The following is a 22,424-nucleotide window of genomic DNA, read 5'->3' as shown; positions in this document are numbered from 1 at the left end:
TTGACGACCGATGTCCGCATCGCGGGCCGCGCGGTGCTTGAGGGCACCTTCAACTTCCTCCCCGACGTCACCGGCCAGTCGCTCACGCCGATCCTGGTCGACATCGATCCGGAAGGGACCTACAAGACCATCCAGCGCGGCTTCCTCAACGTCGACTACCGCGACGGACGTCAGCAGGCGGCCGGTCCGGCGAACGGTTGGGTCAACGCCAACGTGACGTTCCTGCCCGAGGACTACATCGTCCACGAGGGACACCGCATCGGCCTGCTGCTGCAGTCGTCCAACGCGGTCTGGGCCGTACCGGGCAACCCCGCCGGGTTCGTCAGCGTCGGGCTGGGACCACGGGAAGGGCCGACCGAGCACGGGACCCGCCTGCACCTGCCGCTGGTCGACGCGCCGGAGCGCATCTTCGAGGACTACCCCGATCCCAGCTGAACGCGTCGGCGAGACCCGGCCCCCTGTCCGATGGATGGCACGGCCGGGGCGTGGTGGTGCCCCGAGAACTGCCACGATCGCGGATGAACCGTCCGTCCGTCGAGCGGGAGGCAGAGCGTGCACCGCGGCCCACGCCGCTTGGCGGTCACCGTGGTCGCCGCGTTCGCCGTCCTCGGTGTTGCCTGCGACACCGCCCCGACGGACCCCGAGGCTGGTGGCGATCTCGGCGTCGAGTTCGGTGAGCAGCCGGCCGAGTTGGCCAGCGAGTTCGAGCAGCTGCCCGTCGCTCCGGGCAGTCAAGCGGTGGGACCCGACATGGAGACCGAGGCGGCGGAAGGTGCGGTGACGCGGTCGTACGAGGTCGCGGGGCGGACACCCCAGCAGGTTCTGGAGTTCTACGAGCGCGAGCTCGATTCGCGGGGCTGGGTACCCCGTGTCGCGCCCACCCAGGCGGGAGCCCGGGCGTGGCAGGGGGAGTGGACCCACCCCGAGATCGGCGCCTGGCTGATCGTGTCGGCGAGCCCGTTCGAGCCTGGGTCCGAGGACGAGATCGTCTCGCAGTACTCGCTCGTGCTCCGGCAGCAGCGAGAGTGACGATCGCCCTCGTCCGGCGGCACGGAGGAGTGTCCACCCGTCCGCCCGTTAACTGGTGTGATGCTGGCTATCGTCGGGGCGACACGCGTGTCCGTGCGGTGGTTGGTGGCCCGTACCTGACGCCGGTGCTCGTGTCGGATCGTGTCGGAAGGCGGGACGTGCGGTGCTGGCGGGTACGTCGACCTGGACCCATCGACGACGGTCCCCTCGAACTCGTCGAGCACGAGCCCCCACCCCCGGGGGCCGGAGAGGTACGTATCCGCGTCCGCACCTGCGGTGTCTGCCGCACTGATCTCCACGTCGTGGAAGGCGATCTCGAACCGCGTCAGCCACGCGTCGTCCCGGGCCACGAGATCGTCGGGGAGGTTGTCGAGCTCGGGCCGGGGGCCGGACGCTTCGATGTCGGCACCAGGGTAGGTGTCCCGTGGTTGCGTTCGACCTGCCAAGTGTGCCGCTTCTGTCGACGGGGACAGGAGAACCTCTGCCTCGATCCGACCTTCACCGGCTGGACCCACGATGGCGGCTACGCGGAGACCGTCACCGTCCCCGAGGGCTACTGCTACGGGCTCCCGGAGGCCATCGACGACCTCCACGCCGCGCCTCTGCTGTGCGCCGGAATCATCGGCTACCGGGCACTGAAACGCGCCGAGCTACCGCCCGGGGGCCGACTGGGAATCTACGGGTTCGGAGGGTCGGCCCACCTCACCGCACAGCTCGCCATCGCTGCCGGGGCGGAGGTCCACGTCGTCACGAGATCCCAGGACGGTCAGGAGCTGGCGCGGCGGCTAGGTGCCTCCTGGGCCGGTGGGGCGGGGGAGACACCTCCCGTCGCCCTGGATGGGGCGATCCTGTTCGCGCCTGCCGGTGCGATCGTGCCCGACGCACTCCGTGCACTCGATCGCGGCGGGACGCTGGCGATCGCCGGCATCCACCTGACCGATGTGCCGCCGCTGAACTACCAGCAGCACCTCTTCCAGGAGCGTCAGGTGCGCAGCGTGACCGCCAACACCCGTGCCGACGGCGAGGAGTTCCTGCGGCTCGCGGGGCGGCTCGACCTCGAGGTCACCGCACACGCCTACGCGTTCGAGGACGCCCCGCAGGCGCTGTCCGATCTCGCCCACGACCGGTTCGCGGGTAGCGCCGTCCTCGACCTGCGCTGACGACCGACCGGGCGCTGTCGCTCCTGGACGGTCGGGACTTGACCTTCCATCCCGGTGGAACCCGTACGGTGCGTGGCGTGTTCGCCTCCCGGAGCCAGCACCCACGTCGAGGAGCTCAGCCATGCCGCAGGTTAAGCTGCTGTACTTCGACGGCTGTCCGTCGTGGATGACCGCCGACGAACGGCTCCGCGTCCTCGCTGACGAACTCGGGTTCGAGATCACCTACGTCGAGGTGGACAGCCCGGAGGACGCGGAGCGGTTGGCGTTCCGGGGATCACCGACGGTCCTGGTCGACGGGACCGACGCGTTCGCCCAGGGTGACGAGCCCTTCGGACTGTCCTGTCGGATCTACCAGACCCCCGACGGCCCTTCCGGCGCCCCGACGCTCGAGCAGCTCCGAGAAGTGCTGGCATGACCTGCTTCGGGGCGCCGCCCCAGAGGGGGTCGCCCGCCGAACTCGAGAGGACCGTGCCTACCCCGACGATCGAGGAGCTGTTGGAGACCTGGAGCCGCCGCGCCACTCTCGCGTCACTCGATGACGGTGGCGGGTTCGGAGCGGCGGTCCTCGACCGGCTCGCCGACGGACTCCCCGCGGATGTCGCCTACCTCGCCGACGCGACCGCCCAACCGTCGACGCAGGTACAGCAGCGCATCGCGGCGGCCGCTGCCGCCGGCTACGAGGTGGAGGATGGGGCCGTCGTCGGTGCCGCACTGACGCTCAACCCCACGCCGCACCGCTTCCGCGTGCGTGACAACGACCTCTACACCTGGTGCGGGTTCGACGCGCTGTTCCTGCCCATCCTGCTCGACGAGCCGGCACAGGTGCGGTCCACCTGCCCCGTCACCAGCCGCGCCATCAGCCTCGTCGTCGACGCCGACGGCACCCCACACGACGTCGTACCGACCACGACCGTGCTCGCCATCGTCGGAGCCGAGGTCACGTCGTGCTGCCCGACCACCGGACCCCTCAGCGCCGTCTGTACCCAGATGCCGTTCCTCGCCTCTCGAGGCGCCGCCGAGGAGTGGCGACGCGGGCGTATAGGCGTCGCGATCGTGGATCTGGGTGCGGCGGTGCAGGTCGCGCGCCGATACGCCGAACGGAGGTGACGGTTGACCCTCCCCCGTAGGGGGACCCGTACGGTCGGATCCGCCGAACGCTAGGAGCCGTGCTGTCCCCGCGCCGAGACGCCACCCGGTACGCCATGCTGACCGCTGCGGTGCTGATCGCCGCGGGCGGTGGGTACGCCGGCTACGTGCTCTTCCCTCGCTTCGACCTGCCCGCCGTCACCGGTGCCGGAACCCTACTGCTGGCCGCGGCAGCCGGATCCGCGGCGTTCTTCTCACCGTGCTCGTTCCCGCTGCTCGCGACCCTGCTCGCGCGCCACACCGGCGCGGAGAAGCCCCTTCCGCAGCGGCTCCGACGGTCCGTGGGTTTCGCGGCCGCCCTCGCGGTCGGCGCATCGGTGTTCGTACTGGCGGTCGGTCTACTGTTCGCGCTGGGAGGACGCGGCCTGGCCGGGGCGGTGACGTTCACGTCCACCAGTGGCCGGGTCATCCGCATCGTCATCGGGCTGCTCCTGCTCGTCCTCGGTGCCATCCAGGCCGACAAGCTGGCGATCAGTTTCCGCCGGTTCGAACCCGCTATCCACGGACTGCTCAAGCGCCAAGCGTCTCTCCGTCGCCGACACCCCGTGGCCGGGACCGCGGTGTTCGGGTTCGGCTACCTGGCTGCGGGCTTCGGGTGAACGGGACCGATCCTGGCCGGTCTGGCCGGGCAAGCCCTCACCACCGGCGGGTTCACGGTCGCCGTGGTGGCCTTCACCGTCACCGCCCTCGTGCTCGTCCTCCACCTTTTCGCGGCGGCGCTCGGTGTAGCCGTCAGCCAGGAACGGCTCGTCGAACGGCTCCGCGCGAGCGCCCCGGCGGTCAAACACTGGGGCGGCTACGTGCTGATGCTGGTCGGTGTCTGGTTCGTGATCCTCGGGACCTTCGCGGGTACGTTCGCGCGCATCTTCCCCGTCTAGGTATCACTCGATGGCCAGCAACCTGTCGACGACCGTCTCGAACGAGTCGGCTTCGACGGCGGGGCGTGCGAGGGGGTCGGGGTAGCGGGCGGAGGAGCGGTTCACCCACCCGGTGAGGAGCCCCGCGGTAGCAGCTCCGTGTATGTCCCAGGGGTGCACCGCGATGAGCGCGGCGTTACCGGGCTCGACCTCGTGCTGACCGAGGACGTACCGGTAGGGCTCGGGAGCCGGCTTCCATCGTCCGGCCATCTCGACGTCGTACGTGTCCTCGACGAACCTCTCGAGGTTCTCGCGGTGGAGGAAGTCACGGGTGATCTCGACCGTGCCGTTGGTCATGGTGGTGATCGTCACGCCGGCGTCGGTGAGTCGACGTAGTCCGGGCTCGACGTCAGGGTGCGGGGCGACCTCGTCGAACCCACCGATGACGTGGTCGATCCGCTCGTCGGTGGGCTCCGACCCGCTCTCGTCCAGCAGCACCGTGAGGTGGTGACGTGCGAGATCCGGGAAGGCGACGAACGTCCCGGCGGCGGCCGTCGCGAAGCCGTCCCGGAGGATGCGTGCGAACCAGACGTCGAGCTGCCCCGGGAGGCCGACATCAGCGAGGCCGTCGGCCACCGCATCGAGCGAGAACAGCGTCCCGTTCACGTCCAGGATCACGAGCTGGATCATGAGCCTTCTCCTCGTCGCGATCAGAGCGTGTCGGCCAGCGTGGCGGCCGCGGTACGCGGTCCCGTTCGTGGGTCACGTCGATGCGTACACCCGCGGAGGCGGGTGCCTCCCGGCTGCGGCTCGGTCGAACGGCAGGAGAGAAGGGTGTAACAGGCGGTCGTGCAGAACCGTGAGGAAGCGGGTAGGCGCCGGGGACCGGCCGGACAGGCCAGGACGCCTCGGGACCGGTACGACGCTGGTTGCATCGAGGGTGACCCACGATCGTGCGGAGGATCGAGGGTGACCCACGATCGTGTGGAGGGAAGAAGATGGCGTCGATCCCGTACCGCTTCGATGGCTTCCAACGCGAGCTGCTCTACCACGACCTGCGCTTCGAGGGCGGGCCCGCGCCGGGCGAGCCGTTCCCGACCTTCGACCTTCCAGCCATCGACGGCGGGCGCCTCACCCGCGATGAGGCCGTGGCCGACAGGCCCATGTTCATGGTCTTGGCGTCCTACACCTGACCGATGACCCTCAGCGCCGGTCCGGCGCTGCGAGAACTGCACGACCGTTTCGGTGATCGGGTCAGGTTCGTGACCCTCTACGTGCGCGAAGCCCACCCCGGCGACCGCTACCCCCAGGCGGAGACGTTCGAGCGGAAGCTGCAGCACGCACGCGACTACGCCCAACGCGACGACGTCGAATGGACGGTGCTCGTCGACGATGTTGACGGCACGCTGCACCGTGCGCTCGACCCCAAGCCGCACGCTGCGTACCTCGTGGGGAGCGACGGCACCGTGCTGTGGCGGACCCTGTGGGCCAACGACCGTGGCGTCGTGCAGACAGCTCTCGCGGCGGTCGCCGCCGGCGGTCTCCCCGACGACCGTGAGGTCAGCACCCACGTGGTCCCGATGCTCTCCGGTACCGGGAGCATGTGGGAGACCTGGGAAGCTGCCGGAGGGCATGCGAAGACCGACGTACTTCGCGAGGCTCCACCGATGTACGTGTCGGGACGACTGGCGCACGTGTTCAGACCGCTGCCACCCATCGCCCGCGGCGTCCTCGGCTTGGGGTTGTCGATGGCGCCGGTCGTCTTGGCGGCGGTCGTGCTCGCGCGTCGCGGCGGCGACTGACCCTCCTCGCCAGCGAGCCTCACGCGGGCCCGTCTGCGGGGTCGGCTACCGCTGATCCGGGCACGAGTGCGTCGTCGAGAGTCGCGAGGCGGCGCGGCAACAGCACGTAGGTGGCGGCTCCCGAGGCGGCGGTCACCACCGCGGCGGTGACCAGTGCAACGGTCATGCTGGCGGTCTCGGCGAGGGCGCCGCCACCGAGAGCTCCTACGACGAAGCCAGCATCGCGCCACAGGCGGTAGGCGCCGAACGCCGAAGCCTCCCACCGGCCCCGGGCGATGTCACGGACGGCAGCGAGCAGCGTTGGGTAGACAAAGGCCGTCCCTAAGCCCATGGTTGCCGAGGCTCCGACCGCCAGAACGAGGTCGGACGTGGTAGCCAACGTGGCGAGGCCTGCCGCCTGGATGAGCATGCCGCCGCCGATCAGCGGTCGCCGGTTCACGACGTCGCTCATCGCTCCCGTCAGCCCCTGTCCCAAGCCCCATACCAGTGGGTAGACCCCGGCCACCAGTGCGACGTGACCGACCGGAAGGCCACGTGCCGCCAGCGCCAGGGGCACCAGCCCCCACACCCCGGCATCGTTGATCTTCGTGACCAGACCGGCCTGGTAGCACGCGGCCAGTTGCGGGTCGCGTCGCGGCACCAGGATCCGAGCCGGCAGTGTGCGCCATCTCACGTCGAGTCGTTCCACCTCGCCCGGGCCGGCCGATCGGGCGTGGTCGAGGGTCTCGTGGGCGTGACGCGACAGGAGCAGTCCGCCCAGTGCGACGACCAGTCCGCCGGCCGCGAGGGTGGAGCGTGCACCGTAGGCCTCTGCGAGGGGTACCGACGCCAGCGCGGCGACCGCGATCGCGACGTATCCGGTGGACTCGTTCACCCCGATCGCCATCCCGCGCCTCGGCCGGCCGGCGATATCGCTCATCATGACGAGCGTCATCGTCCAGCACAGCCCCTGGTTCGCGCCCAGCAGCAGGTTGGCGACCACGACCCAGCCCCACGCGGGCGCCAGCCCGAGCAGCACGGGAACCGGCAGCGCCACGAGCCAGCCAACGATCAGCAACCTCCGACGGCCTCGTCGGTCGGCGAGCCAGCCCGCCAGGAAGTTCGCGAGAGCCTTCGTCGCGCCGAACGCGGCGATGAACGACATCGTGACGACCGCGGACTGCACGCCGAACTCGGGTCCGGCCATCAGCGGAACCACGGTCCGCTCGAGACCTACCATCAGGCCGACGAACGCGGTGACGAGGGTCAGCAGTAGGAACTGCGAGGCGTTGACGCGAACCCCGGAGCGGACAGCGACGATGCGATCACCTCGTGTGGGCGTCGGAACGGCGGGGCGACGGGCTCGAAGACGTACCACAGTGCTACGGCCACGAGGGCGGTGCCGCGGACGATGTTGCCAGCGATCGACGACGCACGGACCGGTCAGTCCCGAGTACGGCGACGGAGGACCACCGCCCCGAGCACGCTCAGCGCGCCCAGTCCTACGATTGCCGCGATGAACTGGGGATCTCCGGGACGGGTGATGTTCGCCCCGATCGCGACGTAGGCGACCGTGCCCGGGACGATCCCCAGGGCGGTCCCGATGAGGTAGTCGCGGCGCGAGATTCCGGTGAGGCCAGCTGCGTAGTTCGCCGCGCTGAAGGGCACGAGGGGGACGAGGCGTAGCGTCAACACCGCGATCAGGCCACGCTCCGAGAGCCACGCATCGACCGCCCGGCCTCGGCCGGTCAGCAGCCGGTCGACCGCGGTACGGGTGCTGTGTCGTGCGATGACGAAGGCGACCGTGGCCCCGACGATCGCGCCGAGGAGCGCCACCACGATCCCCGTGGCAGTACCGAACAGCACCCCGACGCCGGCCGTCAGGAACGCACCGGGAGCCATCAGGACCGTCAGCACGGCGTACAACGCCGCGCCGGCTACCGGCGCCAGCCACCCCAGACGCTGGAGGGTGTCCCGCGCGCTGGTGATGTCGGGACCGGACGTGGCCACGAGCAGCGCCGAGACGGCCAGGATCAGCACCAGGGCCGCGACCCGTAGCCACGCCGCGCGGTGGCGGTTCGTGTCCTCAGGCATCTCGGCGCTGGGGGATCGGTCGTTCCGATCCCGGTCACGTACCGCTGGTGGTCGCACTTGCTCGGGAACCCGGGCGCGCCTCGCGGGTATTCCGCCCGAAACTCGGCTCAGGCTGGATGGCGGTCTGTTCATCGCTGACGGTCGTGTGCGGTCGGGGCGGCTGTGGCAGGAGGACGTGGAACGAAGCTCCGCCACGCAGACAACCCGTTACGGTGGAGGATCTTCCTCTGGGGGAACACCGGGGGTGAGTGGCCGGTTGCCTCAGGCGAACCCGTGGCGACCAGGAGTCCTCTCGACCGATGACGCCCTCCACCACGGTCGCCGCACTCCTCGTGGCGCTCACCGCAGCCGCAGCCTGCGCGTCCGGCGTCCCATCCACGTCCGAGCCAGCCGACCCGGAGGACTGGGCCGCCGTGACCGCGGCGGCCGAGGGACAGACCGTCCGGTGGTGGCTGTTCGGAGGCGATGACCGCGTCAACCGCTACATCGACGACCACGTGACCCCGGCTGCGGAGGACCTCGGCCTCACGGTGGAGCGCGTGCCCGTCAGCGACACCGCCGACGCGGTACAGCAGGTCTTGGCGGAGCACGAGGCAGGTGTGATCGACGGAACGGTCGACCTGATCTGGATCAACGGCGAGAACTTCGCCCTCGGGAAGCGCACGGGCCTGTGGCTGCAGGACTGGTCGCCGGCCCTCCCGAACGCGGAGTTGGTCGACCTGTCCACGGTGGAGCGCGACTTCGGCGTTCCCGTCGAGGGGCAGGAGTCGCCCTGGAGCCGTGCACTGTTCACCTTCGCGTACGACACCGCCCGGATCGCTGATCCGCCCGCCACGTTCGCTGAGCTCCTGGCGTACGCGCGGGCGAACCCGGGTCGGGTGACCTACCCGGCACCCCCCGATTTCACCGGGTCGGCGTTCGTCCGCCAGGTGGTGCAGGTGATGGGCGAGGACGCGGCCTTCACGTGGCTCCGGGAGCTGCGGGAGGTGGCGTGGCGCGAGGGTCGGTCCTACCCCGGGACCGAGGCGGAGCTCAATCAGCTCTTCGGCGATGGACAGGTCGACGTCGCCATGAGCTACGACCCCGGCTTCGTTGAGACGGCGGTGCGGCAGGGCGTGTTCGCGGAGACGGCACGGCCCTTCGTGCTCGAACACGGCACCCTGCACAACGTCAGCTACGTCACGATCCCGGCCAACGCGACCAACGTCGAGGGGGCACTGGTGCTCGCGGACCTGTTGCTGGAGCCGGACCTCCAGGCGATCAAGGCGGACCCCGAGGTCCTGGGTGTGCCGACCGTGCTCGACCTCGACCGGCTGGCCCCGCCCGATCGCGCCCGGTTCGAAGCGACACGTGACAGCCCGTACGTGCTGGACGTGCCCGATCGACTGCTCGACGAACTCGCGGTCGAGCGCGTCGAGCAGCTCGAACGACGGTGGCTGGTGGAGGTGCTGCGGTGAGGCGACCGGCCGAGCTCGTCCTGAAGAAGCTGGCGGTGCGGCTCTCGGGTGCAACCGTACTCCGCGATGTCGATCTGCGCGTGCCGCCGGGCAGCATGACCTCGATCGTCGGGCCGTCCGGCGCGGGCAAGACCACGCTCCTGCGTGCCATCGCCGGCCTGGTGCCGCTCGCCGAGGGACACCTGGAGCTGGGTGGACGGTCCCTGGACGGCGTTCCCGTCCACCGTCGACGTGTCGCCGTCGTGTTCCAGGAGCCACGGCTATTCCCCAACCTCGACGTGGCGGAGAACGTCGCGTTCCCGCTCCGGGTGGCGGGTCGGAAGCGCCGGCCGCGCCGCGAGGAAGCCGCGCGGTTGCTGGACGAGGTCGGGCTCGCCGGGTTCGCTGACCGACGTGTCGGCGGACTGTCCGGCGGGGAGCGGCAACGGGTGGCGCTCGCCCGAGCTCTCGCCGCCCGCCCCGATCTGCTGCTGCTCGACGAGCCGCTGTCGTCGGTCGACGCGCACCGCCGGGAGGATCTGCGCCGGCTCATCAGTGCCGTTCAGCGCGAGCACGCGACCACCGCCCTGTACGTGACCCACGACCGCACCGAGGCGGCGGAGATGGGTGACCACATCGCCCTGGTCATCGAGGGGCGCGTCGTCGTGCACGCCCCGCCCCGCGAGGTGTTCGAGCGGCCCCGTTCAGCCACCGTCGCGCGGTTCTTCGGGGCCGCCAACCTCGTGACGGGTCACGTCCGTGACGGTCGTCTCCAGCTTCCGGGAGGTTGGCTACCGGCAGACGGTTCCGATGGGCCCGCTACGGTCGCGATCCGTCCCGAACGGATCGCCGTAGTGCCCGGTGGCGAGGCGACGGTTCGGGGCCGGGTCAGCGACGTCACCTACCAGGGCAGCCACCTCCGCGTCCTCGTTGACGTGGGCGTACCGCTCGAGGTGCACGCCCCGACCTCGCCCCAGCTCGCACCCGGCGACGCGGTCGGGCTGGCGGTCCGCGGGTCAGCCGTGTGGCGGCTACCAGATGCCGACCACGACGTGACGGTGGTGCCGTGAGGCGCTACGACCTGGTGGTCATCGGAGGTGGAACGGCCGGGCTGACGGCGGCCATCGGTGCCGCCGGGGTCGGGGCGCGGGTCGTGCTCGCGGAGCGCGATCGCACCGGAGGCGAGTGCCTGTGGACCGGGTGCGTGCCGAGCAAGGCGCTGATCGCGACCGCCCGACGGGCCCACGACATGCGTACCGCCCACGAGGTCGGACTGCGACCTGCCGAGCCGGTCGTCGACCTCCCGTCGGTCATGCGCCACGTCCACCGAGCGATCCAGACCATCCAGCCACACGACAGCCCCGAACGGCTCCGCGCCGAGGGGGTCGAGGTACGCCAGGGCCATGCCCGCTTCGTCGCGCCCGGCCGCGTCAGTATCGGCGACGACGAGGTCGCCTACCGCACCGCGCTCGTCGCGACCGGGTCTGCGCCGACCCTGCCGGGGATCCCGGGCCTCATCGACGCCGAGCCACTCACGACGGACACTCTGTGGCAGCTCGACGCCGTGCCGGAGCGCCTCGCGATCGTGGGTGGGGGTGCGGTCGGGTGCGAGCTCGGGCAGGCGTTCGCTCGGCTGGGCAGCACGGTGAGCATCATCGAGATCGCGGACCAGCTGCTGCCGACCGAGGACCCTCGGGTGGGTGCCGTGGTGGCCGAGGCGCTCGAGCGTGACGGCGTGAGCGTGCACACCTCCGCCCGGGTCGGCGAGGTCGCATCCGGCCATCTGCAGTTCGAGGGGGATGCCGGATCCGCCACTGTGGAGTTCGACCGGATCCTGGTGGCGACCGGCCGTCGTGCCCGGACGCACGAACTCGATCTCGAACGGGTCGGTGTCGAGGTCGCTCCCGATGGGTCGGTCCGGGTCGACCGCTCGTTGCGGACCACATCACCTCACGTGTTCGCCGCTGGCGACGTCACCGGGCTGCTGCCCTTCACCCACGCCGCGGGACTCCAGGGTGGATTGGTCGTGACCAACGCCCTGTTCCGGCTGCGGCGCCGCTTCGACCCCGACATCGTCCCGCGGGTCGTGTTCACCGACCCCGAGGTGGCGGCCGTCGGCCTGAGCGCCGCGCGAGCCCGGCGCCGTTGGGGCGACCGCATCCGCGTCGCGCGCTTCGGCTACGACCAGCTCGATCGTGCGATCACGGCGGCACGACCCTTCGGGTTCGCCGAGATCGTCACCGATGCGCGTGGCCGCGTCGTCGGGGCCACGGTGGTGGGTGAGTCCGCAGGCGAGAGCATCGCCGAGCTCACCGCGTGGATCCGGACGGGCAGCCGGCTGCGCCATGTCGCCGCCAGCACCCACGCTTACCCGACGTTCGGTGAGGGACCATGGCGCGCCGCGCTGGAGGACCTCCGCGAGCGGTTCCTGTCACCCCGGGTCCGGGCCGTGACGCGTCCCCTGCTGTGGCTGTTGCGTCGCGTGGACCGGCCACGGTGAGCGCATCACCGCTCCAGCAGTCGAACAGCGACGACGATCCGCTGCACGATCGTCACCACGACGACCGCGGCGAACACCCACGCGATCGTCGCCATCAGGGACGGCACCGCCACCATGAGCGCGTGCACGACGATCGTCTCGGTCCCCTCCGCGAGCCCACCGAGGAACGTCAGCGCGCGGTCGTCCGCCAGCGCATCGCGGTCGCGGCCGGGCCGCACCAGGGACGAGAACGCCAGGAACGCGGTGCCGTTGACGTAGTAGGTGCACAGCAGGACCAGGCATGCCAGGCGCGCGTCGGGCTGACCGATGGCGCAGCCGACCACGAACGCGCCGTAGGCGGTGAAGTCGGCCACGATGTCGAGGAACCCGCCACGCGCGCCCGCACGACCGCGGACGCGAGCGAGCGGACCGTCCAGAGCGTCGAACACCCGACTCACCAGCCACAGCGCCAGTGCCCACGTCCACGCCGCGCGCCCGGCGGCGGTCGCGGCGAGCAGCGCTGTCACGAGGCCGACGAGCGTCAACCCGGTCGGCGCCACGCCGAGACGAGCCAGCGTCGCGGCGGTGCTGTCGAGCGCCGGGCTCAGGAGGCGGCGCAACGGACGATCCAACATGCGTGGTCCGATCCAGGCGGGGCGCACCGTACTGAGACCCCGGCTCCGACGTGAGCAGATCCGGGTGGGTCCCGGTCGTCCCCGCGCTCGGGGCGACCGTCGTGTTGTTCGGTGGGGCGGTCGTCGGGGCGGTGGTCACGAGCCTGCATCCGGCCCCGGACGGAGGGGCGACGCTCGACGCGTGGCGGTTCGTGCTCGCCGACGCGCGCTTCCACCGCTCGCTGTGGTTCACCGTCACGCTCGCCGTGGTCACGACCCTGTCGGCCGCGGCGCTCGCCCTGCTCGCCGCGCGTGTCATCCGCGGTCACCGCTGGGCGCAGGTCCTGTTCGGCCTGCCCGTCCTGCTCCCGCACCTGCTCGTGGCGGCGCTCGCGGTGCTGTGGCTCGGTCCCGGCGGGCTCGCCGACCGCGCCCTCGCCCCCCTCCCCGTCGAGCTGGTCCGGGCATCGTCGGGTGCCGGGATCGTCCTGGTCTACCTGTTCAAGGAGGTCCCGTTCCTGACCCTGTTGCTGCTGGCGGGATGGGACGACGAGGTCGCCACGCTCGAGGAGTCGGCGGCCGTGGCCGGTGCCGGTCCGCTCCGACGCTTGGCGCTCGTGGTCGCGCCGGCCCTCCGTGGCCCGCTGGTGCTCGGTGCGGTGGTCGTGGCCGCCTTCGTGACGGGCGCGTTCGAGGTGCCACTCCTCGTCGGTCCGAACAGCCCCCCCATGCTGGCCACCTACGCCCTCGAGGAGACCCGCGTCGGCGGTCTTGCGGGGCGTTCGCACGCCGCTGTCGCGCTGCTGGTGACCACCGCCGTCGCGGTCGTGCTCACGACGGTCGCGGCGCGGAGAGCGACCCGCGATGCGTGACTCGCGATCGGGGTGGGCGTGGCTGCTGGGTGCGGTGGTCGTCGCGCCGCTGCTGATCCTGCCCCTGCGAGCTCTCGCCGACGTTTGGCGCGCCCCCGCTCTGATCCCGCAGCAGTTCGGGGGGCGTGCCTTCGACGTGATCGCCGCTCCCGGTACCGGGATCGCGGCGGCGGTCCGGATATCGCTCGTCGTCGCAGCCGCATCCACCGTCGTCGCCCTCGGTCTCGCGTGGCCGGCGGCGCGATGGATCGCGGCCCGTTCGCCACGTCAGCGCGCGGCCGTGCTGACGATCGTCATCCTGCCGCTGCTCGTCCCCTCGTACGCCGCCGGTGTCGGTCTCACCCGGTGGCTGCTACGCCTCGGCCTCACCGGGACGACCCCGGGCCTGGTCACCGCGCACCTGGTCTACGTGCTGCCCTACGTGGTGCTCCTGCTGGTCCCCGCGTTCGGGTCCGCGACGAGACGCCTCGAGGAGGCAGCGGGGACGCTCGGGGCGAGGTGGTGGCGGCGGACCTGGCACGTCACCCTGCCCACCGTCACCCCGTACGTCGTGGTCGCGAGCCTGATCGGGTTCGTCGTGAGCTGGAGCCAGTACGGCACCAGTCTCGCCGTCGGAGGTGGACGCCTGACGCTGCCGGTGATCCTGCTGCCGTACGTCGGACGCGATCCGCAGGTCGCCGCCGCCATGGCGCTGGTGTTCGCGGCGCCACCGGTGATCGCGCTCGCGGCGGCCGTCCGGAAGGTGGGCGAGGTGACCGCGCGGAACGAGACGCGGCCACCTCGCCCCGAGCTCAGCCGGTGAAGGTGTTCGGGGCCACGACCGGCACCGGGCAGTTGACGACGAAGCCCTGCCCGCCCGTGTCGGGCGTGCCCACGAACTCGTCGAGCTCGCCGGCGTCCCGTGCGGCGTGCACCGCGGCCTCGTCCGCGAGGACGCGCGGGGTCGCATCGTCCTTCCACACATACGTCAGGTGGTCCCAGTACGGGCTCCACACCGGGTCGCCGGCACGCGAGTCGAAGACCGAGGGCTGGCCTCCCATGGGTCCGGGTCCCTCCACGCCTCCCATGAACACGTTGACCCTGCCGGTGGCGCCAGCATCGGTGGCCTGGGCCAGGGGCGGGGCGGCGGCGATGGCCATGCCCTCTGCCATCGGCGGAGCCGAGGTGTCGACGACGATGTAGCGCGAACCGGGGAAGCACTCGTGCAGCTTGAACCGGACGGTGAGCTCGTCCAGATCGGGCTCCTCGAGCAGCTGGCCGGGACCGAGGTAGCCGGTGCGCTCGTCGTCGACCGGGAGCGCTCCGTCGGACCACGTGACCAGTGGACCGTTGAAGACGATCCCGGTCGCCTCGACGGTGAGCTCGCCGCCGGACTCGGCCTCCTGAACCTCGGCCACTGAGCGCAGCTCGCGCGCCGTCCCCTGCCACGTGACGCGGTGCACGTGCCACGCCGGGGTGTAGTCGTCGCGGCCGGGCTCGGTGGACAGCACCACGGGATGCTCGGGATCCTCGAACACGTAGGCCGTGCCGGCCAGTCCGTCGGCGAGGACGGTCATGCGCGGCACGAAGACGAGCTGCTCGGTCTCGGCGAACGCTTCGTCCGATGCGTCCGTACGGATGAACGTGACGTCGGCACCATCGACGACGCCGCGGCGCAGCCGCATCTGAACCCATCCGAAATCACCTGACCACTCGTCGGAGGTCAGGGCGTAGTCGATGACGTCACCCACGACCGCGCCCCCTTCCGGGCCCGATGTCGCGGTCGGTGACGGCGGGGCGGTCGCTACCGGCGAGCCGCCATCTCCGGGATCGGTCAGCGTGGGGTCGTCGTCGGTGCCGCAGGCAGCGAGCAGCGAAGCGGCGGTGCCTCCCAGTGCTAATCCCATGGTGCTCTTGGAGACGCCGGAAAGGAACCGTCGACGGGTCAACGGCGGTGGGTGTCGTTCGGGCATGGGTACTCTCCCCTCCTGGGTGCGTTGCGTCGAGATCGGACGGTTCGTCCGATCCTCAGCCGGTGACCTCCAACGTCCCTTCCATGCCTGCCTCGCGATGTCCGGGGACGTCGCAGTAGAAGGCGTAGGTCCCGGGTTCGAGCTCGACCATGCTGGTCGCCGTCTCTCCCGCCGCGGCGGCGACGACCTCACGGTCGCCGAGGTCCTCGATCACGAAGGTGTGCTCGGACTCGTCGCCGGCGCTCAGCTCCACGGTCACCTGTCCGGCTGACGTCGTCAGGCTGGAGGGTTCGAACGCGAGCGCGTCCGTCCCCTGGACCGCGACCTGTCCTCCTGACGGGTCGGCGTCGTCGTCACCCCCGCACGCAGAGGCGCCGAGGACGAGTACGAGGCCGATGCCGACGGTCGCGAGATGGTGACGCACGTATCCCTCCTCGTCAGGTGCAGCCAGCATCCGTCTCCCGCGGATGGGAACCCGCCCGAAGCCGATCCATTCCGCTCAGGTGCCGGCGCGACTCCCCGGGAGTCCGGCCACGAGTTCACGCAGCCGTCGCAGCGCCAGCGGATCGCTGGCGCAACGGAGCCGGGACAGCGCCTGCTTGAGCAGGCGGAACTGCTCGGCGTCGCCGAAGCACTCCTCGCATCCCGAGAGGTGACGGGAGATATCCCACGTCGTCGTCTCGTCGAGCTCCCCGTCGAGGTACGCCTGCAGGTCGCGGAGCGTGCGCCTGCACTCGTCGTGCCGTCCGAGCAAGGTCTGGAGTCCCACCGCCGCCTCCCGATCGAGGTCGCTATGGGAACCTGGCCGGTTCGTGTTCTGTTCCAACCTGCTGGAGTCGATCGGGAAGTGCCCCGCGGGGTGTCCGGGGCGGCCCCGAGGCTGAGCGGTCTAGCTGATACCGCGGTCGGCCTCGAGCAACCGCAGCCACACCTCGCTCACGGTGGGGAACGCCGGGACCGCGTGCCAGAGGCGGTCGATCGTGATGCCCGACACGATCGCGATCGTGGCGGCGTGGAGCATCTCGCCGGCTCCCGGGCACACGAAGGTCGCACCCACGATGGTGTCGCGCGCGTCGTCGATCACCAGCTGGGCCCGTCCGGTCACGTCCTCTCCAAGGAGGGCAGCTCCCGCCACGCCGCCCAGCTCGACCTCCGCGGTGCGGAAGACGATGTTCTGGTCCCGTGCCTGGGCGCAGGTCAGCCCGACCGCGGCCACCTGCGGGTCGGTGAAGACGACGCGGGGGATGGCGTGGGTGTCAGCCCAGTCGCGCCGGTCGCGCCCCGCGATGAGGTCACCCACGAGGCGAGCCTGGTACTTGCCCTGGTGGGTCAGCAGGGCCCGACCGTTGACGTCCCCGGCGGCGTACAGCCAGTCACCGACGACGCCGTCGACCCGGAGTTGGTCGTCGGTCTCGAGGTCGCCGCCCGCCTCGAGTCCGACGGTGTCCAACCCGATGTCTTCGGTGTTGGCTCGCCGGCCGGTGGCGACCAGCAGCTCGTCGCCGACCAGCTCCGATCCGTCGGCCAGGGTGAGCGTCACCGGTCCGCTGTCGCCGTCTCGCCGGGCGCGGACGGTGCGGACGTCGGTCAGGACGGTGATGCCTTCGGCCTCGAGGGCGGAGCGAACGAGTTCGCTGGCGAACGGCTCCTCCCGGGCGAGGATGCGGTCGAACAGTTCGATGACCGTCACCTCGTGCGCCCCGAGGCGCTTCCACGCCTGGGCCATCTCGACCCCGACCACGCCGCCGCCCATGACGAGCAGGCGCTGGGGCACCTGCTTCGCGCTGGTGACGTCGCGGTTGTCCCAGGTGCGGATGTCGTGCAGGCCCTCGACAGGTGGGGTGGCGGCACGCGATCCGGTCGCGACGACCACCGCACGGCGGGCCGTCAGGGTGGTCCGCTCACCGTCGTCGCCGGTGACCTCGACGTGCCGTTCACCCGCCAGACGCCCCTGGCCGCGGTAGAGGGCGGCACCGATCGAATCCATCCAGCGGACCTGGTACTTGTCGTCCCAGCGGGCCGCGAACGCGTCCCGGCTGTGGAGCGTCCGGTCGACGTCGACCTCACCCGTGATCGCCGTGGCCGCGCCGGGTACTCGGCGCGCCGCCGCCAGCGCCTCGCCGGGGCGCAGCAGCGCCTTCGACGGCATGCACGCCCAGTAGGTGCACTCTCCACCGACCAGCTCAGACTCGACGACCGCGGCGGTCAGCCCGTTGTCGATGGCGTACCACGCGACGTTCTCGCCGGTCGATCCTCCGCCGAGGACCACGACGTCGTACTCGTGCTGCGCCATCAGCCGGTCCTGCGGAACAGCGATCGCTTCTGCGCAGGACGGTCGTCCTCGACCCGCACGCCGTGCCAGAACGCCACGCGCCCCTCGATCTCGCGCGCGGCTCGGGACGGGTCGGGGTAGTACCAGGCGGCATCGCGGTTGACCTCGCCGTCCACCACGACGGTCAGGTAGTGCGCCTGGCCCTTCCAGGGGCATCGGCTGGTGTGGTCCGAGGGCTCGAAGTAGCGCTCGTCCAGTGACTCACGCGGGAAGTAGTGGTTGCCCTCGACGACGACCGTGTCGTCGCTCTCGGCGAGGACAGCGCCGTTCCAGACCGCTCGGGGCATGGGGGTCCTCCGTGGTTCGACTATCCGGGGGGTCAAGGTGGGAACCGATAGGTGCGCGGATCGCTTCCGTCGGTTCAGTCCGCGAGCACGTCCACCGTAGCCAGGTGGTGGGCGACGGGTGCGCCGTTCACGATCCGGTACTGCATCCGACGGAGGATGTCGTCAGAGCGTGGCGTCGAACCATCCACGCACGAGACCCAGCGCCTGCTCCGCCGACACCGGTGAGGTCAGCAGATGGTCGGCGTCGAAGAGCGGGTGGAACGCCTTGGGTTGACGCGCGGCAGCGAAGTTGCGCTCACCCTCGTCGATCTCGACGACGGTATCGCCGACAGCATGCACGACCAGCAGTGGCCGGCCGAGATCGGCGACGGCGGAGGTCTGATCGTGTCGCTGGAGGTCGTCGAGGAACTCCGCCGAGATGGGGAAGGGGCGCCCGCCGATGCTCACCGTCGCCTGCCCGTCGCGGCGGATGTCGGCCTCGCGATCGACGAGCAGCCCGCGGACGTGCTCGGGAGTGGCGGGCGCTCCGATGACCACGACGGAGCGCACGGTCTTCAGGCGTGACGCGGCGAGGAGAGTCGCCGCCCCGCCGAGGCTGTGGCCGAGGAGTCCGCACGGGCCGAAGCCGCGCTCGATCAGCGCGGTCGCCGCCTGGACGAGGTCGCGCACGTTGCGCGAGACCGTCTTCGAGGAGAAGTCCCCTCCGCTGTCACCGATCCCGGTGAAGTCGAACCGCAGCACCGCGTAGCCGGCCTCCGCTAACCCGTCGGCGAGACGCGTCATCGTGTGCAGGTCCTTGGAGCAGGTGAAGCAGTGAGCCATCAGCACGCTGCCCCGGGGTTCATCCGGCTCGTGGAGCACGCCTGCGAGGCGCGCCCCGCTGCTTCCCGGGAACGTCAGCTCGGTCGTTCGCGGCACGTTGGATCCGTGATCTTCGGGTCTGATCAGAGGCAACGTCGGTGCGCTGATCGCTGTTCCGGATCGACGGGAACGGAAGCTTCCGGTCGCGAGCGTGGTTCTGGGGTCGAGACGTGGCGACCAGGAGGAACCATGCCGCGCGTTCCCGTTCACACCGTCGACGACGCCCCAGATGAGAGCCGTGAGACCCTGGAGGCGCTCGGCAAGCGCCTCGGCAAGGTCATCAACATCCACGCCGAGATGGCCCACGCCCCGGTGCTGCTGGAGGCCTACGCGACGCTGGAGGGGATCCTCCGGGAGAAGTCGTCGCTCGGTGAGCCGGTCCGCCAGGCCATCCACCTGACGGTCGCCAACGTCAACGCCTGCGACTACTGCCAGGCGGCGTACACCGGCGCGGCCAAGGCGGCAGGGCACTCCCAAGAGGACACGCTGGCCATCCGGAGGGGCGAGGTACCGGGTGATGACAGGTTGACCGCCATGCTGAAGGTGTGCCGGGAGGTGGCCGCGAACAAGGGCTACGTCGACGACATCGCGTGGAAGAACGCGCTTGGGTCGGGCTGGACCGAGTCCGAGCTGCTCGAGGGCTACGCCGAGGTCGTCCGCACCATCTTCACCAACTACTTCAACCACATGGTCGGCACCGAACTCGATCTCCCGGCGGCATCGCCGCTCGAATGACACCCGAGACCCGACACCCCAAGCGCCGGCCGACGAGGACGGCTCGAGATCGCCTGACGGTCGTTCGGGGTCAGCGCGGAACAGTGCCGAGACCTCGCGGGTTGCCTCTGTCCCGACACCTTGGAGCGCTCGTGGCGAGGATCCTCCGCCTCGGGGCGGCCACCGCCCTGCTCGCCCTCGTTGCCGCCGCATGCGGCGGCGGTGGTGGGACGGAGGTCGCTCCCGCTGACGGTGGGCACGGCACGGACCAGGCCGCGGCGGATGCGAGGACGTGCATCGCGCTCTCGGAGTTCGAGAACGGCGACGTTCCCAACGCGCCGGTGGACGAGGACGCCCAGTTCCCGTGGCTGCTGCCCGATCCCGCCGTCCTCGACGGGTTCGATTTCGACCAGGTGATCAGCGGGGGCCCGCCCCCCGACGGTATCCAGCCGATCGACGATCCGTGCTTCGACACCGTGGCTGCTGCGGACGAGTGGCTCGAGCCGCAGAGCCCCGTCATGGTCGTCGAGGTCGACGGCGACCAGCGTGCGTACCCGCTGGCGATCATGACCCAGCACGAGATCGTCAACGACGTCGTCGGAGGCGTGCCCCTCGTCGTCACCTACTGCCCGCTGTGCAACTCCGGACTCGCGTTCGAGCGCACGGTCGAGGGCCAGGTCCTCGACTTCGGCACGTCGGGCCAACTGTTCCAGGCGAACCTGGTGATGTACGACCGCCAGACCAAGACGTTGTGGACCCAGTTCACCGGCCGGGGGGTGGTCGGTGAGGGCTTCCTCGGGACCGAGCTCGTGCGCGTGCCGACCTCCCTGCTCGGCTGGGAGGATTTCGTCCGGGCAGCGCCCGAAGGTCACGTCCTCTCGCGCGAGAGCATGCCGGGTCGCGACTACGGCAGGAACCCCTACCCCGGCTACGAGGCTGCGGGTGACCAGTTCCTGTTCGACGGACCGCGAGACGATCGGCTCCCGCCCAACAGCCGCGTCATCGGACTGGGGACCGACCGTGATCCGGTCGCCGTGACGCTCGACCACATGCGTGAGCAGAGAGTCGTCGAGGTCGACGTCGACGGCGAGCCGGTCACCGTCTGGTGGGCGGCTGGTCAGGCGAGCGCCCTCGACGAGCCGTCGGTGGACGCGGGGCAAGACGTTGGCTCCACTGGAGCGTTCGTCCCGCGACTCGAGGACGGGACCGTCCTGGAGTTCAGTGTCGACCCCGATGATCCGTCGTCGTTCGTGGACGCGCAGACGGGCTCGACCTGGGACCTTCTGGGCGAGGCGACGTCCGGGGAGCTGGCCGGAACGAAGCTCGAGCCCGTGGCGCGCGACGACACGTTCTGGTTCGTGTGGTTCGCGTTCCAACCCGGTACCGAGATCGTCGGGACGGCGTCCGATGCGTGACCTCCGTCGGGTCGTCGCGGTCCTCGCGGGGGCGACTTTGGCCCTGGCCGCCTGTGGCGGAGGCGCCGATGATGCAGGCGACGCGCGCCACACCGCGACCGATGCCGCGTCACCGTCTACCGAGGCCCTGCCCTCCGGCCCCATCGAGGCGTTCGACGGAGGGACCGTGAGGTTCGCCGACTACGTCGGGACACCGCTCGTGGTGAACTTCTGGGCGTCGTGGTGCCCGCCCTGCATCGCCGAGATGCCCGACCTCGAGGAGGTGCACCAGCTCGCGGGCGACCGCCTGACCTTCATCGGCATCAACACGCAGGACACGCCTGACGCGGCCGAGGACCTCGTCGAGCAGACAGGCGTCACCTACGACCTGGTCCGCGATCCCGACGGCGAGCTGTTCCGCGAACTCGGCGTGTTCGGCATGCCGACCACGTTCTTCGTCGACGCGTCGGGCGACGTGGTCGGACGCCACACCGGCCTGCTCACCCGCGACGCGCTCGTGGAGGAGATCCACGACCAGCTCGGGATCGATATCGACGCGACGACGTGATCGAGGCGCCGTTCGCGCTGGCCTTCACCGCCGGGCTTGTGGCCACGGTCAATCCGTGCGGCTTCGCGATGCTGCCCGCCTACCTCAGCTACTTCATGGGTCTGACCGACGACGACGCCGACACGAGCCGCCGAGCCGCCCTCGGTCGCGGGCTCACCATCGGTGCGGTCGTCTCGGGCGGGTTCCTGCTGGTGTTCGGCGTCGTCGGCGTCCTCGTGACGGCCGGGCTCCGCTCCATCATCGATCTCATCCCGTGGGCGGCCATCGTCATCGGAGGCGCGGTCGCTGTCCTCGGCATCGCGATGCTCGCCGGGTACGAGCCGGTCGTCAGCCTCCCCAAGCTCGCTCGTGCCAGCGAGGGGCGACGCTACTCGGCGGTGTTCACCTTCGGCGTCAGCTACGCCGTGGCCTCGCTGTCGTGCACGCTTCCTATCTTCCTCGCCGTGGTCGCCGGAGCCATCCCCAGCACGAACCTGATCAGCGGGATCCTGCTCTTCGTGGTCTATGGGATCGGGATGGCGCTGGTCCTCATGGTCGTCACACTGGCGCTGTCGTTGGGCAAGCGCGGGCTGGTGCAACGGTTGCGCCGCTCCGCGCGCTACGTCAACCGTGTGTCCGGCGCCATCCTGTTGCTGGCCGGCGCGTACATCGTCTGGTTCTGGATCGCCAACCTCTCCGATCCGCTCGCTGCCTCGGGACCGATCACGCTGGTGGAGACCTGGTCGTCGCGGGTGACCGAGCTCATCGGAGATCGGCCCCTGTTGTGGGGCGGGGCGCTCGGGGCGCTGGCGGCGTTGGCCCTGCTCTACACCCTGCGCGGGGGCCGCGACTCGACGCAGTGACACCGC

General features: G+C 70.7%; 28 protein-coding genes. 18 read left to right on the top strand and 10 right to left on the bottom strand.

Annotated features, from left to right (window positions below):
* From KY469_06755 to KY469_06725, 7 genes are all read left to right on the top strand, one after another.
* The coding region (locus tag KY469_06755; protein ID MBW3662782.1) for a hypothetical protein at positions 1–435 on the top strand (435 nt) is incomplete at its 5' end.
* Positions 436–552: 117 nt separating this feature from the next.
* On the top strand, positions 553–1,029 hold the full coding sequence (locus tag KY469_06750) for a hypothetical protein (protein MBW3662781.1): 477 nt from the start codon (positions 553–555) through the stop codon (positions 1,027–1,029).
* Between the two features lie 158 nt (positions 1,030–1,187).
* Positions 1,188–2,189 (top strand): zinc-dependent alcohol dehydrogenase family protein, encoded by a 1,002-nt coding sequence (locus KY469_06745; protein MBW3662780.1) that lies wholly within the window; start codon positions 1,188–1,190, stop codon positions 2,187–2,189.
* Positions 2,190–2,310: 121 nt separating this feature from the next.
* Entirely contained in the window at positions 2,311–2,604 is a 294-nt protein-coding gene (locus KY469_06740) for a thioredoxin family protein (GenBank protein ID MBW3662779.1), read from the top strand.
* Positions 2,605–2,657: 53 nt separating this feature from the next.
* A complete protein-coding gene (locus KY469_06735; protein MBW3662778.1) occupies positions 2,658–3,296 on the top strand; it encodes a hypothetical protein in 639 nt (212 codons plus the stop codon).
* A 59-nt stretch (positions 3,297–3,355) separates the two neighbouring features.
* Complete coding sequence (locus KY469_06730) at positions 3,356–3,934, top strand: hypothetical protein (protein MBW3662777.1); 579 nt, start codon at positions 3,356–3,358, stop codon at positions 3,932–3,934.
* Between the two features lie 66 nt (positions 3,935–4,000).
* The gene (locus KY469_06725) at positions 4,001–4,213 is read left to right on the top strand and encodes a hypothetical protein (protein MBW3662776.1); all 213 of its coding nucleotides are present in this window, start codon (positions 4,001–4,003) and stop codon (positions 4,211–4,213) included.
* A 3-nt stretch (positions 4,214–4,216) separates the two neighbouring features.
* On the opposite strand, the gene KY469_06720 is transcribed toward KY469_06725, so the two are convergent.
* Positions 4,217–4,882 (bottom strand): haloacid dehalogenase type II, encoded by a 666-nt coding sequence (locus KY469_06720; protein MBW3662775.1) that lies wholly within the window; start codon positions 4,880–4,882, stop codon positions 4,217–4,219.
* A 308-nt stretch (positions 4,883–5,190) separates the two neighbouring features.
* Between KY469_06720 and KY469_06715 the strand changes: the two genes are divergently transcribed.
* Together KY469_06715 and KY469_06710 are read left to right on the top strand one after the other, a co-directional pair.
* Entirely contained in the window at positions 5,191–5,385 is a 195-nt protein-coding gene (locus tag KY469_06715; protein ID MBW3662774.1) for a hypothetical protein, read from the top strand.
* Positions 5,386–5,388: 3 nt separating this feature from the next.
* Positions 5,389–5,994: a hypothetical protein gene (locus KY469_06710; GenBank protein ID MBW3662773.1), complete on the top strand. Its 606-nt coding sequence runs from the start codon at positions 5,389–5,391 to the stop codon at positions 5,992–5,994.
* Positions 5,995–6,013: 19 nt separating this feature from the next.
* Here KY469_06710 and KY469_06705 read toward each other — a convergent pair whose 3' ends face one another.
* Positions 6,014–7,213, bottom strand: a complete 1,200-nt coding sequence (locus tag KY469_06705; GenBank protein ID MBW3662772.1) for an MFS transporter — start codon at positions 7,211–7,213, stop codon at positions 6,014–6,016.
* A gap of 203 nt (positions 7,214–7,416) precedes the next feature.
* Positions 7,417–8,067 carry a TVP38/TMEM64 family protein gene (locus tag KY469_06700; GenBank protein ID MBW3662771.1) on the bottom strand — a complete coding sequence of 217 codons (651 nt, stop codon included), beginning with the start codon at positions 8,065–8,067 and terminating at the stop codon, positions 7,417–7,419.
* A 299-nt stretch (positions 8,068–8,366) separates the two neighbouring features.
* Here KY469_06700 and KY469_06695 point away from each other — a divergent pair, with 299 nt between their 5' ends.
* The 3 genes from KY469_06695 to KY469_06685 are packed head-to-tail and all read left to right on the top strand — an operon-like array spanning position 8,367 to position 12,003.
* Entirely contained in the window at positions 8,367–9,524 is a 1,158-nt protein-coding gene (locus KY469_06695; GenBank protein ID MBW3662770.1) for an ABC transporter substrate-binding protein, read from the top strand.
* The gene (locus KY469_06690; protein ID MBW3662769.1) at positions 9,521–10,573 is read left to right on the top strand and encodes an ABC transporter ATP-binding protein; all 1,053 of its coding nucleotides are present in this window, start codon (positions 9,521–9,523) and stop codon (positions 10,571–10,573) included. Before KY469_06695 ends, KY469_06690 begins: the two co-directional genes overlap by 4 nt.
* The gene (locus KY469_06685) at positions 10,570–12,003 is read left to right on the top strand and encodes an FAD-dependent oxidoreductase (protein ID MBW3662768.1); all 1,434 of its coding nucleotides are present in this window, start codon (positions 10,570–10,572) and stop codon (positions 12,001–12,003) included. The genes KY469_06690 and KY469_06685 overlap by 4 nt, the downstream gene beginning before the upstream one ends.
* A 5-nt stretch (positions 12,004–12,008) precedes the next feature.
* Here KY469_06685 and KY469_06680 read toward each other — a convergent pair whose 3' ends face one another.
* Positions 12,009–12,617 (bottom strand): CDP-alcohol phosphatidyltransferase family protein, encoded by a 609-nt coding sequence (locus KY469_06680; protein MBW3662767.1) that lies wholly within the window; start codon positions 12,615–12,617, stop codon positions 12,009–12,011.
* 50 nt (positions 12,618–12,667) lie between these two features.
* Between KY469_06680 and KY469_06675 the strand changes: the two genes are divergently transcribed.
* Both KY469_06675 and KY469_06670 read left to right on the top strand, forming a co-directional pair.
* On the top strand, positions 12,668–13,468 hold the full coding sequence (locus KY469_06675; protein ID MBW3662766.1) for a hypothetical protein: 801 nt from the start codon (positions 12,668–12,670) through the stop codon (positions 13,466–13,468).
* Positions 13,461–14,270, top strand: a complete 810-nt coding sequence (locus tag KY469_06670; protein MBW3662765.1) for an ABC transporter permease subunit — start codon at positions 13,461–13,463, stop codon at positions 14,268–14,270. Before KY469_06675 ends, KY469_06670 begins: the two co-directional genes overlap by 8 nt.
* On the opposite strand, the gene KY469_06665 is transcribed toward KY469_06670, so the two are convergent.
* The 6 genes from KY469_06665 to KY469_06640 all read right to left on the bottom strand — a co-directional run bounded on the left by KY469_06665 (position 14,260) and on the right by KY469_06640 (position 18,957).
* Positions 14,260–15,420 carry a hypothetical protein gene (locus KY469_06665; GenBank protein MBW3662764.1) on the bottom strand — a complete coding sequence of 387 codons (1,161 nt, stop codon included), beginning with the start codon at positions 15,418–15,420 and terminating at the stop codon, positions 14,260–14,262. The two genes, KY469_06670 and KY469_06665, sit on opposite strands and share 11 nt — an antisense overlap.
* Positions 15,421–15,475: 55 nt before the next feature.
* Complete coding sequence (locus KY469_06660; protein MBW3662763.1) at positions 15,476–15,844, bottom strand: cupredoxin domain-containing protein; 369 nt, start codon at positions 15,842–15,844, stop codon at positions 15,476–15,478.
* Between the two features lie 75 nt (positions 15,845–15,919).
* Positions 15,920–16,189, bottom strand: a complete 270-nt coding sequence (locus KY469_06655) for a zf-HC2 domain-containing protein (GenBank protein MBW3662762.1) — start codon at positions 16,187–16,189, stop codon at positions 15,920–15,922.
* A gap of 120 nt (positions 16,190–16,309) precedes the next feature.
* On the bottom strand, positions 16,310–17,713 hold the full coding sequence (locus KY469_06650; protein MBW3662761.1) for an NAD(P)/FAD-dependent oxidoreductase: 1,404 nt from the start codon (positions 17,711–17,713) through the stop codon (positions 16,310–16,312).
* Complete coding sequence (locus KY469_06645; protein MBW3662760.1) at positions 17,713–18,039, bottom strand: DUF427 domain-containing protein; 327 nt, start codon at positions 18,037–18,039, stop codon at positions 17,713–17,715. Before KY469_06645 ends, KY469_06650 begins: the two co-directional genes overlap by 1 nt.
* Positions 18,040–18,201: 162 nt before the next feature.
* The gene (locus KY469_06640; protein MBW3662759.1) at positions 18,202–18,957 is read right to left on the bottom strand and encodes an alpha/beta fold hydrolase; all 756 of its coding nucleotides are present in this window, start codon (positions 18,955–18,957) and stop codon (positions 18,202–18,204) included.
* 132 nt (positions 18,958–19,089) lie between these two features.
* Between KY469_06640 and KY469_06635 the strand changes: the two genes are divergently transcribed.
* The 4 genes from KY469_06635 to KY469_06620 all read left to right on the top strand — a co-directional run bounded on the left by KY469_06635 (position 19,090) and on the right by KY469_06620 (position 22,418).
* Entirely contained in the window at positions 19,090–19,635 is a 546-nt protein-coding gene (locus tag KY469_06635; protein ID MBW3662758.1) for a carboxymuconolactone decarboxylase family protein, read from the top strand.
* Between the two features lie 131 nt (positions 19,636–19,766).
* Complete coding sequence (locus tag KY469_06630) at positions 19,767–21,029, top strand: DUF3179 domain-containing protein (GenBank protein MBW3662757.1); 1,263 nt, start codon at positions 19,767–19,769, stop codon at positions 21,027–21,029.
* Positions 21,022–21,576, top strand: coding sequence for a TlpA family protein disulfide reductase (locus tag KY469_06625; protein MBW3662756.1), 555 nt, complete (start codon positions 21,022–21,024; stop codon positions 21,574–21,576). Before KY469_06630 ends, KY469_06625 begins: the two co-directional genes overlap by 8 nt.
* Positions 21,573–22,418: a cytochrome c biogenesis CcdA family protein gene (locus KY469_06620; protein ID MBW3662755.1), complete on the top strand. Its 846-nt coding sequence runs from the start codon at positions 21,573–21,575 to the stop codon at positions 22,416–22,418. The genes KY469_06625 and KY469_06620 overlap by 4 nt, the downstream gene beginning before the upstream one ends.
* The last annotated feature ends 6 nt before the right edge of the window (positions 22,419–22,424 follow it).

The sequence above is a fragment of the Actinomycetota bacterium genome, assembly GCA_019347575.1.
Lineage (GTDB): Bacteria > Actinomycetota > Nitriliruptoria > Nitriliruptorales > Nitriliruptoraceae > JAHWKY01.
This window is presented reverse-complemented; position numbering and strand designations above follow the sequence as displayed.